We start from the raw sequence: 16522 nt of genomic DNA on the forward strand, positions 1-16522 counted from the left end.
CTATGGAAAATTTTGGATATTTAACTTTTATACATCCAGGTTTAGACAAAGGAAAGATTTCAGAGACCTTTAGACTTTATGGCAATATGACGACAGTAAATAGAATTCGAAATAGTGTCAGAGCTTGGGCTGGAGGAAACAATATTGAAGAATCTATAGATCAAATTGAATTACAGCTTTCTGATGGAAGAAAAATCCTTTACAAAACAATTCAAACCAAGAGAGGATTAGCAACAAAAGGCATCACTTGGGATGAACTTTTTAAACGTGGAGGAAAGATTTTTGACTAATCTTATAAACCTTATTAAGAAAAATTTCACACAAATAAAACCTCAAGGAATTTTCTTTGAGGTTTTTTGTATTTTTGGGATCTAATTAAAAAGATGTAAAAGAAGACAGCTACATAAAATATAGAAGGGAGATTAATTATTCTAATTTTAAGGAAAGTATTCCGCTTAAAAAAACAGATTTGGATGTCGCCGAAAAGTTCAGAAAAGAAATCCTCGAACAACAAAAATTCTATGAGACTTTTAAAAATTTAAAATAAATATCCGTTTAATCATCTTATTGTATCAGAGGTTTATTTATATTTGATGCCAATTAAATAAAAACATTCCATGAAAAAAATTCTTTTGCTGTTCGTTTTTTGGCAATCCTTTATTTTTGCTCAAAAGAACAATGAGTTATTGGTTTTAAGTGCAGTCGTTAAAGACAAAGTTATTCCCAATGCACAAATTATCTTCCAGAAAAACGGTGAAACTTCAGAAACGGTCAATACGGATGCTTCAGGAAAAGCCGTTATTCCTCCACAGTTCGTTGATGCCAACAATGAGATCACTTTAATCATCAAAAAAGAAGGCTATTCCACACTGGTTACAAAAGGTCCTTTTGGCGGTCTGACGTACGCTTTAAGCCCTGTTATGGAAGATCTGGACGGAATGAGAATTGTTTTAAGCTGGGGAAAATCTCCTTCTGATCTGGATTCGCATCTTTCTTATCCGAACAATCATATTTGCTATTATCACAAAGAAGGAACCAACGCCAATCTTGATGTAGACGATACAGATAGTTTTGGTCCTGAAACTATTACGATTGAAAAAAGAGCTCAGAATCAAAAATATATTTATGCGGTTCATGATTACTCCGATAAAAACAGAGTGGATAATGATAACCTTTCCAATATAAGCAATGCAAAAGTTTATGTTTATATAGGAAATACCCTGATTAAAAGTTATGATGTACCAAAACGTAAAAAAGGAACCGTTTGGGTGGTTTTCATGATTGATGAATCCGGGAATATTATTGATATCAATAACTTTGAAAATTCTACTTCTTGGGAAGGCGTGAGGAGCTTATTAAGCAACTACAGATATTCTTCAACACCAATTAATTCTATTACGGAAAACAACAGACAGACAGCTTTTGATATTAATAAACAAGGTGAAAATTTTTATCATTCCGGCAGAATGGAACAGGCGGTTAATTATTATCAGCAAGCGTTGGAATACAATCCTTTTGACGGACAAATCTACAGTAATCTTGGACTTGCATTCAGCAAAATCGGAAGAAATGCAGAAGCAATCTGGGCAAACCGTGAAGCTATTAAATTTGCAACCGACAATACCGTTAAAGCAAATTCTTACTACAACATTGCCAAAATTTACGAAAACAGCGGTCAATATTCAGATGCTCTTTATTATTACGGCTTGGCAAAAGAAAATAAAGAAAATCCGGTCTACGATAAAGCTATTCTGAGAGTAAAATCAAAAATGAGATAATGAAAAAGCTTCTTTTATTATTCATTCTGATTTCAAATATCATCTTCTCACAGGGGCCTTCCAACATTGCGACAGCCAATCGCGATCTTTGGAAATTACCCATGAAGAGCAGTAAAGATTTTGATGTTGCTTCCAAAATGGAAATGCTGGTGTTTTTACAGAGATTCAATGAAATTAATTCTGTCGGTGAGACAGAGTTATTTAAAACTTTGGGGGTGAAAGACGGAACTTCTGAAGGGATAAAAATATGGAAAAAGCAGACTGAGGATCGGCTGGTTGCTAATTTTAAAAATCTTGAAACAAATGCTCTTTCCGAAGTAATTTCCGTGAAAGTAAATCCTACTTACCCTGAATTGGTTTTAGCAACAAAAAAACTTTCAGACGAATTACCTGAAAATCTAAAAAACTGGTATCGGAATTCTAAAAATTTTTACAAAACATACATTTTAGAATGTCTTCGTCTGGCTGCAAAATCCAATAAAAGAACTAGTGAAATCAATACATTAGATCCAACTGAGAAAAATGGTTTTGAATTAAACGACAAAAATTATCTTCTCACGTTTGATGATGGCCCGACTCCGAAAAATGGTCATACAGATCAATTGATTAACATCTTAAAAGAACAAAACCTTACAGGCATTTTCTTTTTATCGGGAGATAAATTACAACAGAGAATTGCAGCAAACGGCAAAAGCAGTGTTTCATCAATGTATGGAGAAAACTGGATTGGTTCGCACAGCATGGTTCACAAATCGCATCAGTATCTTTCCGACTGGAAATCGCAGATCGATGCGAGCAACGGTATCATCAAAGATGTTTTTGATTTTAATAATAAGACGTTTTATTTTCGTCCGCCTTACGGACAAAGAAACAAAGAGATCATACAATATCTGTTGAAAAATAAACAACCTGTTCTTTTATGGAATATCGATTCGCAGGACTGGAGTGAAAAAATTTCTTCTCAGGAAGTCTCTTCAAGGGTTATTACTTTAATGCTTTTGTGGAGAAAGGGAATTATCTTATTTCACGACGTTCATCCAAAAGCATCGGCAGCACTTCCTGCAATTAACGAATACTTTAAGGATTGCCAGATCAAATGGCTCAAACCTGAAAAAATATAAAATTAAACCCCTCAGAGAAATTCTCTAAGGGGTTTATTTTATTTCAAAAGGACTTTAGTTCTGGCTTAGCAAAACAATATTCAGCGAAGCATCCGAAATATTAGCTGCTGCTCCGTCAGAATATATATAAAGTCTTAGCTGATCGTTTTTATTAAAATAAGCAATTCTTGTATAAAGCATTGTCCATCGGTTTCCGGGATTCGTGTCCCAGATTCCTTCAGGAATATCCGAGTTAGACGTATTTACTGCCTGAAATACATTCCTACTTGCGCTTCCGTCTATCAGTCTTATACTCGATTTGATGAGATACGTTCCTGAATTAGGCACGGTATACGTGTTGGTTGCGGGAGTCCAGATCCCTCCGCCTACATTTTTACTGACGGTTGAAAGCGGAACTGTTGTAAATGCTCCGGAATTAATTGTAGCCGCCGTAGCAGAACCGTCTCCGTTTCCTAAAGAAGCAATAAAAACCGCTGTACCTGTTTTGGCAACTACCGACTGCCATGCAGTACCGTCAAAATAATAATATCCAACCGTCGTAATCTGTGCTGTAGCAGCTACGGTAGAACCACCTGCAACACTGGTAATATAAAGCAAAGCTCCTACATGATTGGAATTATACCCTGTTTTTGCGTTCAGTTGGGCCAATGTTATTCTGGGAGCTCTCATTCCGTCGGCTTTAGCTACGGTAGAAGCCACTCCGTTTACATCCAGAGTCATTTGCGGGGTAACGGAATTAATCCCCACATTCTGAGCATTCATTTCACTCAAAAATAAAATAGAAAGAATAAAAAAAATCTTTTTCACGGTCACAAAAATTAGCAGGTGCAAATATATAACATTATTACCCACCATAAATCCTTATAACTGACTAAAATAAAATTATATATGAACTTTTATTAACATTTAGTTAAAATAATCTAATACAATGCAAACAACCATAATTTCAATAAATATGTACAATTGTCAACTGACTTTTGAATCAATCTGATTATTTTTGAAAAACATTACCTAAACAATGAAACCGAAAGCCATTTTCAACTGGAGCAGCGGAAAAGATTCTGCTTTAGCTTTATATAAAATTTTAAAGGAAGAAAAATTTGAAGTCACATCTCTGCTTACAAGCATTAATAAAGAATTTCAGAGAATCTCCATGCATGGCGTTCATGTTTCGCTGTTGGAAAAGCAGGCAGAAAGTTTAGGCTTTCCTCTCATTAAAATGGAACTTCCGAAAGAACCTACAATGGAAGAATACCGTGAACTGATGAGCAAAACGATGAATGATTTGAAATCTCAAGGCATTACCCATTCTATTTTCGGGGATATTTTTCTGGAAGATTTAAAGAAATACCGCGAAGACCAGTTACGCTCCATCGGAATGGAAGGAGTCTTTCCTTTATGGAAAATCAATACAACCGACCTCATCCGTGAATTTTTAGATCTTGGCTTTAAAACCATTGTTACCTGCGTGAACGAAACCTATCTCGATAAAAGTTTTGCCGGAAGAATTATTGATGAAGACTTCATTAAAGATTTACCTGAAAATGTAGATGTATGCGGAGAAAATGGCGAATTTCATACTTTTACTTTTAACGGACCTATTTTTAAAAATCCCGTTGAGTTTGAAATCGGAGAAATTGTAAAAAAAACATATCCGAAACCGAAATCTGATGAAAACAGCGAAGATGACGAATATGTTTTCTGGTTCTGCGATCTGATTGTAAAATAATTCCGCTCTTTCTCCGTTCTCGTTTAAACTAAACCAATGAGACCTTATCTTAGAATTGAAAAGCCTTGTGAAGAATCTCTGGAAAACATGCGCGATATTCCGGAAGGAAAATTTTGCGGTCTCTGTTCCAAAAAAGTGTATGATCTTACCAAGCTTAGCCACTCGGAAATTTCAGATATTACAGAACGAAATCATGGGGAAAAATTCTGCGGAATACTTGTGAACAAAAAGCCTGAACAAAAATGGGAAGAGATCATTTCAATTCCTGAAAATATTTCCCACAGAAAAAATACTTTTACAAAAGTTGCTGCAGGAATTGCATTAACAGCGAGTTTGGCGAATACGCTTCCTGCGCAGACCAAAGATGTTTCAAAAACTCAGGTTGTCCTTTCCGGAAAAAATTCATCCACAGAGAAAACTCAAAGAAAAAACACGGACGGAAGTGAAAAATTAACCGCCTTCGGAAGAGTTATAACCAACGAAGAAGGAAAACCGGTTAAAGCGTATGTCAGTTTAATTACCATCAACAAGATATATTCTACAGAAACGGACGAAGATGGTTTTTATTCACTGGAAATTCCTCAGGAATTAATTCAGGAAGAGAATTATCTGTTAGAATTCAGCCCTTTTTCTTATAGCTTCGATCAAAAGCTGAAAGTATTCAGCAGAAATGAACTCAGACAGAATACAGTGATCAAACTTCCGGACAATGGAGCTTATAAAGAGTTGGGAGAAGTTAGTTTCGGTCCGCCGTATGCCGAAGAAAATTCAATTGTTTTTCTACACGGTAAAAGACTTGATTACAAACTGTACAACAAAAGTTATTCTTTGTACAGCAGCAAATACGATATTTATTACATCCCGAAACCTTATACTAAATTTTTCACCGAAAGTGATCTCGTAAAAGACATTTTTATTGTTTTTGTAAAATAAGAATCCTTCAATAAAAATTTATTTTAATTAAATATTTCTCATTCACCGACACATTTTTACTGTTTACCTCAAATTATTTTTTCAATGTTAACTAAAAATTAATTTTGAAATATAAATTAATTTGACAATGAACATAGCAAAACCTTTCAGTAAAATGATGTGTTTGCTTTTATTTGTGTTTGCTACAGTTTCCTTTGCACAGACAACAATAAAAGTTACCTATTACACGGGTTCCACACAGAACTACACGATTGAAAACAGCGGAAAACTTTACTTTTCAGGCAGCAATTTGTTGGTAAAAACCGCGAGTTCCGCTTCCGATATTTCTATCCCGACCGGTATTATCCGGAAAATTACTTTTTCGTCATCTATTTTAGCCACTCAGGAAATCGGGATAAATAAAGACCAGATCAGGTTATATCCGAATCCTTCCGCAGAATTCATCAGAATAACATCAGACAAAAAAGAATCTTTAAAAGTGAAAATCTATTCTGCTGAAGGAAGACTTGTTCTGTCGGGAACTTATCAACCCAATGAAGACATCAATGTCAGCAGCTTCAGAGAAGGCTTTTATCTGGTGCAGGTTAATAACACAACTTTAAAACTGATCAAAAAATGAGAAAGCATTTATATATAGTAATTGCGTTTATTTTGTCTTTTGGATTAAAAGCCCAAAGCAATATTGTGGCGCATAATTCGGGAAATAATATGTACGCTTCCCCTACTCCGGTTGTCGACAGTATTAAATTTGACTCAAATTATACAAAATTTCACATAAGCGGAGCTGCAACAAGTTTAGACTTACCGAAAAGCACCGTTGACAGCTTAACCTTCTCTACTACTGCGGTTAGCTTAACCAAAATTTATATCATTTACAAAGGTTCGGAAAACGCAACCATTATCAATCCTTATTCTAATCAGGGGGTTAATATTACGGCAACAGGCGGAACGGTGAATGTTGTTTCAACAGCAACCATCAATAATTTAGAATATAATTTACTGGGAACAAGCACAACAGGAAGTCTCACGATGAGCTCTTCTCTTCCCGCAAGTTTTGTAATGAATAATTTAAATCTTACCAACGCTTCCGGACCTGCCATTAATATTACAGGCGGACAAACTCATACATTTGCAATTCAGGCAGGGACAACAAATTCGTTAACAGACGGTTCTTCAAGCACAAAAAACGGGACATTACAAACCGACGGAAAAATAATTTTTACAGGAACAGGAACTTTAAACATCAAAGGAATTAAAAAACACGGCGTTTCCACTTCGGCAGGAATTGAAGTTCAGAACGGAAATATTACAGTAACTTCCGCCGCATCAGACGGTTTTCATTCGGAAGGTTATGTCATGAGCAGCGGAACGGTAAACATCACAGCAACTGGGGACGCAATAGATGCAGGAGATACAGCGATCTCTATTTCGGGAGGAAATGTAACCGCAACTTTGGCTTCAGCCGATGTAAAAGCGATTAAAACAGGAACTTCAACCATCGGAATTTCGGGAGGCACATTTAATTTAACTTTAACAGGCGCACAATCGAAAGCCATCAGTGCAAAAGGAAATATTACTTTCGACGGAGGAAATATTACTGCTTCACTTTCGGGAGCAGCCGTTCTTACCGCTTCAGGAAGCGGCTACGATCCTTCGTATTCCACAGCAATAAAAACCGATGCAAGCGTTATTGTAAACGGAGGAACCTTCAATCTTTCTTTAGCTTCTACGGCAAACGGAGGGAAAGGAATTTCAGCCGCTCAGAATATCACAGTCAATAATGGAAATTTAACGATTACAACGGCAGGAAACGGAGCTACTTACACCAATACAACGGGCGTTTTGGATTCCTATTCTTCTTCCGCCATTACTGCAGACGGAAATCTTCTGATTAATGCAGGTTCAGTGACGACAACAAGTTCGGGAACAGGAGGAAAAGGCTTAAAAGCAGACGGAACGATAACGATAGGAAGCGCAACAGGAAATCCTGTTTTACTGATTAAAACGACAGGAGCCAGATTTTTAGTATCCGGAACAGATTACAGTCACCCGAAAACTTTGGTCGCAACCGGAGCCGTTACAATCAACAACGGAAACAATACGTTTAATTCTACAGATGACGGGATCCATTCGGATGCCTCGGTTACCATAAATGGCGGAACAAATACGGTTTCTGCAATTTCTTCCACTTCGGGAGTCGGTGAAGGTGTAGAAGCGCCGATCATTACTTTAGCAGGCGGAGTAAACAATATTACAGCTTCCAATGACGGAATTAACGCAACCTACGGAACAGTTGCCGGAGGAACGGAATCTAATGACAACAGCCATCTGTACATTACCGGAGGAATTAATATCGTAGCAGGAAGCGACGCGATCGACAGTAACGGAAATATCACCATTACAGGCGGAACAACTATTGTAAACGGACCGACAAGTCAGCCGGAAGAAGGAATTGATTACAACGGAACTTTTTTAATGAACGGAGGTTTTCTGATTTCTGCGGGATCGAATGCAAGTATGACTAAAGCAATGGGAGCTGCTTCCGCACAGGTAAGTATGTTCCTGAAATCCAGCGCACAGCTTGCAGCCACTTCTATGCTGCATATTGAAAATGCTTCGGGAACGGAAATGGTAACCTTCAAGCCTAAAAACGGAGTGTATTATTTCCATTTTTCCAGTCCGAATCTTGCAAACAGTACTACTTATAAGGTTTATTTTGGCGGAAGTTATACCGGCGGAAGCTATGTAGGAGGAACTTCAGGATGGGGATTATACACCGGAGGAACTTATTCTACTTCCGGAGGAACGCTTAAAAGTACATTTACCACTTCAGCAACCAATACCGTAAATACAGTATCATTCTAATTACCATTTAATAATTTACAACCAGCCTCTTAATGAAAATTAGGAGGCTTTTTCGTAACAGGGGCATAAAAATTGCTTCCTGAAAGAAAAACAATAAATGATTAAAAAATTACTTTTCTCTGCTCTTTGTGCTTCTATTTCTGTCAGTTTAATTTCCTGTCAAAAAGAGATTCCATTTATTCCGTCCGAAAAAAAAGTGGACAAACAGGCAATTGCAGACAGTACGATCATTGCTTTTGAAAAAAGTCTTCTGAAAAACCAGATCGATTCTGTTTTCAAAAAATATCAGTTTAACGGAAGTGTGGCGGTTTTCAAAGATTCGGTTGAGCTGTACAGAAAAAATCAGGGCTTTGCAGATTTTAAAGATCAGTTAAAAATGAATGACAGTACTGTTTTTGCTATCGGTTCTGTAAGCAAACAATTTACCGCTGTTTTAATTCTGCTTCAGATGGAACAGGGAAAACTGAATGTAGACGATAAAGTTTCAACGTATTTAAAGGAGTTTCAAAATAAAAATTACGAAAACATTACCATTCATCAGCTTCTGAACCATACTTCGGGACTGAATACTTTAGGCGGAAAGCTCCAGTTTAAAAGCGGAACAGATTTCTTTTATTCCAACGACGGTTTTAATACATTGGGAAAAATTGTGGAAAAAGTTTCGGGTAAATCGTATGACGAAAATGTTTTGGATTTATTTAAAACAGCCGGAATGAATCATTCTTCAACTGCGACTTCTTTTGAGGGAGAAAACTTTGCCGGAGCTTATTTAGGTAACAGAAAAAACTTCGAAGAGATCCAGAATATGCCGAAAAGACTCGCCAGTAAAGATATCGGAGTTCCTGCAGGCGGAATTTTATCCACCATTAACGATCTTCATGTGTGGAACACTGCTTTATACAGCGGAAAAATCCTCCGTCCTGAAACACTGAAAAAGTTTGAATCTAAAAGTGCAGAAAGACATCATGCTATTTTCGGGAAAATGGGTTATGGATACGGAATTATGAGCAACATCGGAAAACCGTCGGCATTTTTCCACAGCGGTTACGTTAAAGGTTCTCCTTCATTAAATATCTTTTATCCGGAAACAAAAACTTCGGTTATTATTCTTTCTAATATCGCCGATGAGGAACAGGGAAAAGGATTTACTTTTAAACCTCACGTTGAGATCAAAAAAATTACAGATGCTCTGGAAAGCACTATTTCGGAGATGAATTCTACAAAAGGAAATGCAATGAAGATGTAAATTATTCAGCAGAAAGATTCAGGAACTCTTTCATTTTTTCTAATGATTTTTTATGTTCAAAAAAATTAATCATCACGAAAATAATCATCACCTGAACAACAAAAGGAAGGATTAAGGTGATCAGAACATAAACAATTTCATCGTGGTTATGTTCTCTGAAATACAGATACGGATAATTTCCTTCTTTAGAAACGATCTGCCCCATAATTCCGATCATGGAAATAGTAACTGCCGCATTCTGCTGATACATGGTATAATATAATTTACCTTTGTATTTGTAATCAGACTTAATGTATTTAAGCATTTTGTAATGCAGAGCCCAGATCGCGACAGGAAACAGAATAAACAGCCCGTTCTGTATTTGGAAAAATAAAGAATAGATTTCGGCATCCTTCATCAGAAAAACAGATGCAAAATTCACCGCAGCTGAAACCAACCCCAACAACAAAGATTTTTTGAAAATACTGAAATACCTTTCTTTTACGATTTTCTTCACAATTACTGGAATCTCTTCTGAAAAAAATGCGGAATACGTTGTACGTTTAAACTCACTTTCCCACAATTTCCGGGTTTTATGAAAAGCATCCTGAAAATTTAAATTTTCTTCCGTCTGAATATCTGCAACCTGAGAAATCATGTGATCTTTCACTTCCAGCAAAATATCCAGAGGAAGCTTATGAAGCATAAGATAATCTGTAATTTCCTGTTCCTGTTCTTTTGAAAACATCTTATTTTATTTTAAATCTTCAACTGATTAAATCGTTAAAAAATTATTCATCTTCGTCATTGTCTTTTTATGTTCGAAAAAATTAATCAGCACGAAGATCACAGTGGTGTGCAGTATATAAGGTATGATTAGAGCAATCAGCAATGAAAATACCGATACAGGATCATCTGTTCTGAAAAACCGGAAAACATATTTATCATCCCGTAGAATAAGCTGAAAAGAGATATTAAGCGTCAAAACAAAAAGTCCCAGATTCTGTTGATAGATGGTAAAGAAAGATTTTCCCTGATATTTAAAATCTTTTTTTACATATTTTCTCAAATTTTTATTAAACAGCCATAATAAAAAAGGAACCATTACAAAAAGTGAATTATACAGCCTGAAAAGATCACTGTAAGTTTCCTGATCGGTTGAAAAATAGATCAAAAGGAGATTTACTGTAAAAGAAGCCAGACCGAAAATCAACGATTTTTTAAAAATGCTGCGATACTTTACCTTCGCAATTCTCTTTACAATAACAGGAATCTGTTCTTGGTAAAAAATAGAGTAACGCGTCATTTTAAATTCACTTCCCCATAACTTTTTCGTTTTAAGAAAAGCTTCATCGAAACCCACATTTTCCTCCATCTGAATATCGGCAATCTGAGAGATCATATGATCTTTCACCTCAACTAAAATATCCAGAGGAAGCCTGTGAAAAATAAGATAATCCGTAATTTCCTGTTCGTGTTCTTTTGAAAACATCATTTTAAATTTTAAACTAAAACATTAATTTTCTTTGAATTGAAATACAATAACTGAAGCTGAACCGCCAAAGAATATACCGATAGAAATTTTGAAACATTCATATCCATGATTTTCCAGTTTTCTGCTGTTATAAAAGATCCAAAAGCAAAGATCAGCACTCCGAAAAGAAGATTTCTAAGCAGTAAGGGATGAAAGCTCATGGCGATATAATTGGAAAATTTCATCTTTTTAGCAATGAAACTGTATGCCAAAAGAATTGCTAAGCTTCCCAACAATACAATCTGAACTGTAAAAAAAACATCCGTATTTAAAAACATTATGAATGTTGCTACTGTTGCAAGAATGAAAGAAAAAATGCCAATCTTTCTAAACCTCTGCTGTAAAATAACTTTTTCGATTCTGGCTACTTTTTTGAACGAAAGAAAATCTGCGTTTACCATTTCCAGCTCATTCTTCCAACTGATTTTAGTTTTCAGAAAAGCCTCGGGAAAACTTAAATTTTCAGACAGCATCAGATGACTGATCTGAGAAATAAAATGATCTTTCACTTCAGCTAAAATCTGAGCAGTCAGCTTTTTTGAATTTAAATATAATTCTATTTGATGTTCCTGTTCTTTGGTTATCATATATTAAAAATCGTATTGAGGTTAAATAAATAATTTTTCATTTCTGCTTCCTGTTCTGCCTGCTGCTTTTTCCCTTTTTCGGTCAGAAGATAATATTTCCGGTCTCTTCCGTTGATCTTCTGGATTTCAGACAAAATCATTCCTTCCGCTTCCAGCTTATGCAAAAGCGGATACAGCGCACCTTCCGTCATTTCCAGTTCGCCCTGCGTAAGTTCTTTCGCGCGCTGCGTGATCTGGTATCCATACATCTTTACTTCCTTGGCAAGAAGCTTCAGGATGATGTTTTGGAGGGTTCCTTTATACAGACTGTTCTTTTTCAATATCTCATCTTTTATACCTAGCAAATCTATACATAATTTTCTTATGCATCATAATTAATTTTAAAATTCTTAATTTCAATCAATGAAAAAGATGTATTTCATCGCCATTTATCCGCCACAAAAAATTATTGAAGAAATAAAAATATTCAAACAGGACTTTGCATTAAATTTTGACAATTCCAAAGCTCTGAAAAATGAAGCGCACATTACTTTGTTTCCGCCGTTTTCCAGAGAGCTTACTTTAGAAAATGACATTCTGGAAGCTTTCCAGAAGATTGATACTGCTGTTTCTCCTTTTGAAATTGAACTGAATGGTTTCGGAAGTTTTGCCCATCCTAAAAATCCTGTGGTTTTTGTGAAACCTGAAAACAACGAACAACTAAATGATCTTTATCTTCGGGTAAAGGAAATATTCAACTTTATGAATTATTCTTTCCACCCTCATGTAACGGTGGGTTTTCGAAATCTGACGTGGGAAAACTATCTGAAAGCATGGGAGAAATATCAAGAAAAAGAATATAAAACTAAATTCTTAGTTGATAAAATCACTTTGCTTCGACATGATGAAAACTGGATTCCTATTGCAGAAAAGAAACTGGGACTGCTGTAAAATATGATTCAAAAAAATACATTCTTAAAAGGCTGAAAGTTCATATCTTTGAAGCAATGATTGCAGAGAAGATTATTTTAGGAATCGACCCGGGAACAACCGTGATGGGTTTTGGGATTATTTCCATAAAAAAAGGAAAAATGGAAATGATTTCCATCCATGAATTATTGCTGAAAAAGTATCCGAACCACGAAACCAAACTTAAATATATTTTTGATAAAACTTTGGCGCTGATTGACGAATTTCATCCTGATGAGGTTGCTCTCGAAGCTCCTTTCTACGGAAAAAATGTTCAGAGTATGCTGAAATTAGGCCGCGCGCAAGGCGTTGCGATGGCGGCAAGTCTTCACAGAAATATCCCGATTACAGAATATTCTCCGAAAAAAATAAAAATGGCGATCACCGGAAACGGAAATGCCAGTAAAGAGCAGGTTGCAGGAATGCTCCAAAGTCTTTTAAATCTGAAAGAATTTCCCACAAAATATCTCGATGCCTCCGATGGATTGGCAGTTGCGGTATGTCATCATTTTAATTCAGGAACGATTGCAGATACAAAATCTTACACCGGCTGGGAAAGCTTTTTAAAACAAAATCCGGATCGGCTGAAATAAAAATCACTCACAGATAAATATTTTGTGAGTGATTGATTGGTTTATTTTGTTTTGTATTCTTCGGGGGTAATTTTAAAATCGGCAGTCGGTTTTCCGTTTTTATCATAGTAGCTATATATCATGGTAACATCATTATCCCTGAATTCTTTAATCTCCGGCGAAGTTTTAATAACTCTTAAAGCTCCTTCTTTTGCATTGTTTTTAAAAACTTGAATTTCTTCAGGACTTACACTTTCTTTTACATCGTCGGTTAGGGTATAATTATATTTAAAAATTTTCCCAGGCTGTACAGAAACGCTGTCGAGACGCACTCCGTCGGCAAGATTCTGAGGTGTCGTTTTGTTGATGTTTGCGGCAACTTCTTTCAGATCATCATCTATCGATTTTTCTTTGGTACAGGAAGTAAGCGCAAACGAAGCCATTGCCAGAGAAAGGCAGATTACATTTTTCATATTTTGATATTTAGTGATTATACATAAAGATAAGAATATTTTATTTAATAAATTTAATTAATTGATTTACAGTAAAATAATAAAACAAACCTATATACTTGGTAAAACATAATACTATCTTTTACATTGGTATGATTTTTAGTAGTACATTTGTATAAATTTTTCTATCATGAAAAACAACCAACAAACTATAAATCAGGTGAATCATAAAATAAACTGGTTCCAAAAGTTTCTGATGGTCTGTTCCGGAGGAAACATTCATATTTTGAGAAAAACTCCGAGCGAATGGAATAAATTCGCGGGAATCGGAGGAATTGTACTTTTTACCGCTGTATTTGCAACACTTTCCGCAGGTTACGCGATGTATACGGTTTTCGATGATATCTGGACAGCAATTGGCTTCGGTGTTTTATGGGGTTTAATGATTTTTAATCTGGACCGATACATCGTTTCTTCCATCAAAAAGACAGGAACATGGTGGAATCAGATTCTAATGGCAATTCCCAGATTAATTCTGGCGACTTTTTTAGGAATTATTATTTCTAAACCTCTTGAGCTTAAAATTTTTGAAAAGGAGGTAAACAAACAACTGAATACAATCATTCAGAGAAATAAAAAACAGCTTCAGGGCGAGATGAACGGAAGAATTCTTCAGCAAAGCGGACCTTTTGAGACTGAAAAGAAACAAATCTCCGATAAAATCGCCAACTATCAAAAATCTTATGATTCCGCTTCTGTAGAGCTTGAAAAAGAAATTTTAGGAAAGCAATCCGGATTAACAAGCGGGAAAGAAGGTTTCGGTCCCAATGCAAAACGAAAGCAGGAACTGAAGGAGCAGAGAAGACAGGATCTTGAAAATTACCAGAAACAGGTTTCTCCCAGACTTGAATATTTAGATAAAGAAATTTCTAAAGTATATACCAATTTAGAAACAGAGAGAAAATCTACCGAGACTTTTGAAGATAAATTCAATGGTTTTGCAGCAAGATTACAGGCTTTGGACGAACTGGGAAAAAACTCCGCCATTATCGGTTTAGCTGCCGCTTTTATTATGGGACTTTTTATATGTCTTGAAATTTCCCCTGTTTTAGTAAAACTAATTTCCCACGTTGGGCCTTACGATTATCTTTTAGAAAAAACAGAAAATGATTTCAGATTATATTCAAAAGAAAAAGTGGAAAAAGGCAATGCCCTGACAGATTTCAGGATCGATGATTTTAAAAATAATTTAAATAAATAATTAAATATCAATTAAAATATTTCAACCTTTCAGCCAAGTCTGAAAGGTTTTGTTATTTATAATTAAAATATACAGAATAATAGTTAACTTTACAACACCTAATTAAAACTAATTTATTCGTCATGAAAAAACTTGTATTCGGATGTACTCTGCTATTGAGCATTGCATCTACTTCTGTTTTAAAAGCACAAGCTTCAGAGCCTTTCCTAGGACAAATCGCATTCGTACCTTACAATTTCGTTCCAAAAAACTGGGCTGCCTGTAACGGACAACTTTTACCAATTGCACAAAATCAGGCTCTTTTTGCACTGTTAGGAACCACTTATGGTGGTAACGGAACTACAACATTCGCTTTACCAGATATGAGGGGAAGAGTTCTGGTACACGAAGGACAAGCTCCGGGAGGACCTACCAACTACACGATGGGACAAATCGGGGGAACAGAATCTGTAACACTTCAGGTAACGCAAATGCCGCCTCACTCGCATACAGTAAATGCTGTAACCGCTGAAGGAAATCAAAATTCGCCTACGGGTAATCTTCCTGCAGATACAAAAGGATTAGATAAAGAATATTCTGATGCTGCTGCAAATACAACCATGAAATCGACCATGGTAAACCAGACAGGAGGAGGACAGCCACACGAAAACAGACCTCCTTTCGTAACTTTGAAATGTATTATTTCCTTACAAGGTATTTTCCCGACACAATTTTAAAATATTATGAAAAAACTTTACCTGTTATGTCTGGCTTTAGGCAGTTCTGCCTTTGCACAGACGATCACCTTTAACGGTTGTCATAATATATTTGATAATCAGAATTTTGTTTTTACAAAAACGGGAGTAGACGCCTTTAATAAAGGGATATATATTACAACACCTTTAGACGGACAACCTTGTGGCGGCTTAGGAACCTGCGAATTTAAAATTCAGTGGAATAATACATTAAGCAGATGGGAATTCCTTGCTGATGAAGGATACGGAACTTTTTCAAGCCCAAACTTAATCTACTATAATTCTACGGGTAACAATAATTTCGTACAAAATCCACCATCAATTACTTTTGGAACCTGGGTTGAGAATACATCATTTACATCACAAGCCGGAGGTTGCGGAGGAAATCTTACGACTTCCAATGCGACCATGACGGGAGATTTGCACAGCACATCTCTTGCAGCTTCAGATGTTAGAAACAATGATTCTAAAATTCAGATCTTCCCCAATCCGGTTGCTGAGATCATTAAAATTTCAGGGATAAAAGACGGAAAATCTGTTCAGATCTACAATATGGCCGGACAAATTGTAAAATCTGAAGAATTTAATGAAAAAGTAAACGTTTCTGAACTAAGCGCAGGAATCTATCTTTTGAAGATCAATACTAAAAATTTCCAGACTCACGAATTTAAGTTTGTGAAGAAATAAAATTTTATTATATGTGATAAACCTTCGCCAAAAGCGGAGGTTTTTTTATAATCAGGACAAAAAACAAATAAAAAAAGCTACCTCAACAGTACTGAG

Annotated in this window: 19 protein-coding genes; 13 read left to right on the forward strand and 6 right to left on the reverse strand. The window is 35.8% G+C overall.

Annotated features, from left to right (window positions below):
• Positions 1–2: 2 nt before the first annotated feature.
• The 3 genes from BW951_RS20810 to BW951_RS20820 all read left to right on the forward strand — a co-directional run bounded on the left by BW951_RS20810 (position 3) and on the right by BW951_RS20820 (position 2899).
• A complete protein-coding gene (locus BW951_RS20810) occupies positions 3–290 on the forward strand; it encodes a hypothetical protein (RefSeq protein WP_139326229.1) in 288 nt (95 codons plus the stop codon).
• A 327-nt stretch (positions 291–617) separates the two neighbouring features.
• Positions 618–1778 carry a tetratricopeptide repeat protein gene (locus BW951_RS20815; protein WP_076396369.1) on the forward strand — a complete coding sequence of 387 codons (1161 nt, stop codon included), beginning with the start codon at positions 618–620 and terminating at the stop codon, positions 1776–1778.
• A complete protein-coding gene (locus BW951_RS20820; protein ID WP_076396371.1) occupies positions 1778–2899 on the forward strand; it encodes a polysaccharide deacetylase family protein in 1122 nt (373 codons plus the stop codon). The genes BW951_RS20815 and BW951_RS20820 overlap by 1 nt, the downstream gene beginning before the upstream one ends.
• A gap of 54 nt (positions 2900–2953) precedes the next feature.
• On the opposite strand, the gene BW951_RS20825 is transcribed toward BW951_RS20820, so the two are convergent.
• Complete coding sequence (locus tag BW951_RS20825; protein ID WP_116548209.1) at positions 2954–3706, reverse strand: hypothetical protein; 753 nt, start codon at positions 3704–3706, stop codon at positions 2954–2956.
• 211 nt (positions 3707–3917) lie between these two features.
• On the opposite strand from BW951_RS20825, the gene BW951_RS20830 reads away from it, so the two are divergent.
• From BW951_RS20830 to BW951_RS20850, 5 genes are all read left to right on the forward strand, one after another.
• The gene (locus BW951_RS20830) at positions 3918–4628 is read left to right on the forward strand and encodes a Dph6-related ATP pyrophosphatase (protein ID WP_076396375.1); all 711 of its coding nucleotides are present in this window, start codon (positions 3918–3920) and stop codon (positions 4626–4628) included.
• Between the two features lie 36 nt (positions 4629–4664).
• Positions 4665–5561, forward strand: coding sequence for a peptidase associated/transthyretin-like domain-containing protein (locus tag BW951_RS20835; RefSeq protein WP_076396377.1), 897 nt, complete (start codon positions 4665–4667; stop codon positions 5559–5561).
• A 127-nt stretch (positions 5562–5688) separates the two neighbouring features.
• Positions 5689–6180: a T9SS type A sorting domain-containing protein gene (locus tag BW951_RS20840; RefSeq protein ID WP_076396379.1), complete on the forward strand. Its 492-nt coding sequence runs from the start codon at positions 5689–5691 to the stop codon at positions 6178–6180.
• On the forward strand, positions 6177–8426 hold the full coding sequence (locus BW951_RS20845; protein ID WP_076396381.1) for a carbohydrate-binding domain-containing protein: 2250 nt from the start codon (positions 6177–6179) through the stop codon (positions 8424–8426). Before BW951_RS20840 ends, BW951_RS20845 begins: the two co-directional genes overlap by 4 nt.
• A 97-nt stretch (positions 8427–8523) precedes the next feature.
• Entirely contained in the window at positions 8524–9672 is a 1149-nt protein-coding gene (locus BW951_RS20850) for a serine hydrolase domain-containing protein (RefSeq protein ID WP_076396383.1), read from the forward strand.
• 1 nt (position 9673) lies between these two features.
• Here the strand turns inward: BW951_RS20850 and BW951_RS20855 are convergent, their stop codons facing one another.
• The 4 genes from BW951_RS20855 to BW951_RS20870 are packed head-to-tail and all read right to left on the reverse strand — an operon-like array spanning position 9674 to position 12092.
• Positions 9674–10399 carry a hypothetical protein gene (locus BW951_RS20855; protein WP_076396385.1) on the reverse strand — a complete coding sequence of 242 codons (726 nt, stop codon included), beginning with the start codon at positions 10397–10399 and terminating at the stop codon, positions 9674–9676.
• Positions 10400–10426: 27 nt separating this feature from the next.
• The gene (locus BW951_RS20860) at positions 10427–11143 is read right to left on the reverse strand and encodes a hypothetical protein (RefSeq protein WP_076396387.1); all 717 of its coding nucleotides are present in this window, start codon (positions 11141–11143) and stop codon (positions 10427–10429) included.
• Between the two features lie 11 nt (positions 11144–11154).
• Positions 11155–11772 carry a hypothetical protein gene (locus BW951_RS20865; RefSeq protein ID WP_076396390.1) on the reverse strand — a complete coding sequence of 206 codons (618 nt, stop codon included), beginning with the start codon at positions 11770–11772 and terminating at the stop codon, positions 11155–11157.
• Positions 11769–12092 carry a PadR family transcriptional regulator gene (locus tag BW951_RS20870; RefSeq protein ID WP_076396392.1) on the reverse strand — a complete coding sequence of 108 codons (324 nt, stop codon included), beginning with the start codon at positions 12090–12092 and terminating at the stop codon, positions 11769–11771. Before BW951_RS20870 ends, BW951_RS20865 begins: the two co-directional genes overlap by 4 nt.
• 82 nt (positions 12093–12174) lie before the next feature.
• Here BW951_RS20870 and BW951_RS20875 point away from each other — a divergent pair, with 82 nt between their 5' ends.
• The gene (locus tag BW951_RS20875) at positions 12175–12702 is read left to right on the forward strand and encodes a 2'-5' RNA ligase family protein (protein WP_076396394.1); all 528 of its coding nucleotides are present in this window, start codon (positions 12175–12177) and stop codon (positions 12700–12702) included.
• A gap of 56 nt (positions 12703–12758) precedes the next feature.
• The gene (gene ruvC, locus BW951_RS20880; RefSeq protein ID WP_076396396.1) at positions 12759–13313 is read left to right on the forward strand and encodes a crossover junction endodeoxyribonuclease RuvC; all 555 of its coding nucleotides are present in this window, start codon (positions 12759–12761) and stop codon (positions 13311–13313) included.
• 41 nt (positions 13314–13354) lie between these two features.
• Here ruvC and BW951_RS20885 read toward each other — a convergent pair whose 3' ends face one another.
• Positions 13355–13765, reverse strand: a complete 411-nt coding sequence (locus BW951_RS20885; RefSeq protein ID WP_076396398.1) for a hypothetical protein — start codon at positions 13763–13765, stop codon at positions 13355–13357.
• 169 nt (positions 13766–13934) lie between these two features.
• Between BW951_RS20885 and BW951_RS20890 the strand changes: the two genes are divergently transcribed.
• The 3 genes from BW951_RS20890 (at position 13935) to BW951_RS20900 (ending at position 16426) form a co-directional block, all read left to right on the forward strand.
• Complete coding sequence (locus tag BW951_RS20890; protein ID WP_076396400.1) at positions 13935–15005, forward strand: DUF4407 domain-containing protein; 1071 nt, start codon at positions 13935–13937, stop codon at positions 15003–15005.
• Positions 15006–15127: 122 nt separating this feature from the next.
• Positions 15128–15721, forward strand: a complete 594-nt coding sequence (locus BW951_RS20895) for a phage tail protein (protein ID WP_076396402.1) — start codon at positions 15128–15130, stop codon at positions 15719–15721.
• A 6-nt stretch (positions 15722–15727) separates the two neighbouring features.
• Complete coding sequence (locus tag BW951_RS20900) at positions 15728–16426, forward strand: T9SS type A sorting domain-containing protein (RefSeq protein WP_076396404.1); 699 nt, start codon at positions 15728–15730, stop codon at positions 16424–16426.
• The last annotated feature ends 96 nt before the right edge of the window (positions 16427–16522 follow it).

Source organism: Chryseobacterium gambrini (assembly GCF_900156825.1).
Lineage (GTDB): Bacteria > Bacteroidota > Bacteroidia > Flavobacteriales > Weeksellaceae > Chryseobacterium > Chryseobacterium gambrini.

What these genes read in the sequence shown, in the direction of transcription:
- BW951_RS20810 (WP_139326229.1), top strand. Translation starts at nt 3, where the DNA reads ATGGAAAATTTTGGATATTTAACTTTTATACATCCAGGTTTAGACAAA.
- BW951_RS20815 (WP_076396369.1), top strand. Translation starts at nt 618, where the DNA reads ATGAAAAAAATTCTTTTGCTGTTCGTTTTTTGGCAATCCTTTATTTTT.
- BW951_RS20820 (WP_076396371.1), top strand. Translation starts at nt 1,778, where the DNA reads ATGAAAAAGCTTCTTTTATTATTCATTCTGATTTCAAATATCATCTTC.
- BW951_RS20830 (WP_076396375.1), top strand. Translation starts at nt 3,918, where the DNA reads ATGAAACCGAAAGCCATTTTCAACTGGAGCAGCGGAAAAGATTCTGCT.
- BW951_RS20835 (WP_076396377.1), top strand. Translation starts at nt 4,665, where the DNA reads ATGAGACCTTATCTTAGAATTGAAAAGCCTTGTGAAGAATCTCTGGAA.
- BW951_RS20840 (WP_076396379.1), top strand. Translation starts at nt 5,689, where the DNA reads ATGAACATAGCAAAACCTTTCAGTAAAATGATGTGTTTGCTTTTATTT.
- BW951_RS20845 (WP_076396381.1), top strand. Translation starts at nt 6,177, where the DNA reads ATGAGAAAGCATTTATATATAGTAATTGCGTTTATTTTGTCTTTTGGA.
- BW951_RS20850 (WP_076396383.1), top strand. Translation starts at nt 8,524, where the DNA reads ATGATTAAAAAATTACTTTTCTCTGCTCTTTGTGCTTCTATTTCTGTC.
- BW951_RS20855 (WP_076396385.1), bottom strand. Translation starts at nt 10,399, where the DNA reads ATGTTTTCAAAAGAACAGGAACAGGAAATTACAGATTATCTTATGCTT.
- BW951_RS20860 (WP_076396387.1), bottom strand. Translation starts at nt 11,143, where the DNA reads ATGTTTTCAAAAGAACACGAACAGGAAATTACGGATTATCTTATTTTT.
- BW951_RS20865 (WP_076396390.1), bottom strand. Translation starts at nt 11,772, where the DNA reads ATGATAACCAAAGAACAGGAACATCAAATAGAATTATATTTAAATTCA.
- BW951_RS20875 (WP_076396394.1), top strand. Translation starts at nt 12,175, where the DNA reads ATGAAAAAGATGTATTTCATCGCCATTTATCCGCCACAAAAAATTATT.
- ruvC (WP_076396396.1), top strand. Translation starts at nt 12,759, where the DNA reads ATGATTGCAGAGAAGATTATTTTAGGAATCGACCCGGGAACAACCGTG.
- BW951_RS20885 (WP_076396398.1), bottom strand. Translation starts at nt 13,765, where the DNA reads ATGAAAAATGTAATCTGCCTTTCTCTGGCAATGGCTTCGTTTGCGCTT.
- BW951_RS20890 (WP_076396400.1), top strand. Translation starts at nt 13,935, where the DNA reads ATGAAAAACAACCAACAAACTATAAATCAGGTGAATCATAAAATAAAC.
- BW951_RS20895 (WP_076396402.1), top strand. Translation starts at nt 15,128, where the DNA reads ATGAAAAAACTTGTATTCGGATGTACTCTGCTATTGAGCATTGCATCT.
- BW951_RS20900 (WP_076396404.1), top strand. Translation starts at nt 15,728, where the DNA reads ATGAAAAAACTTTACCTGTTATGTCTGGCTTTAGGCAGTTCTGCCTTT.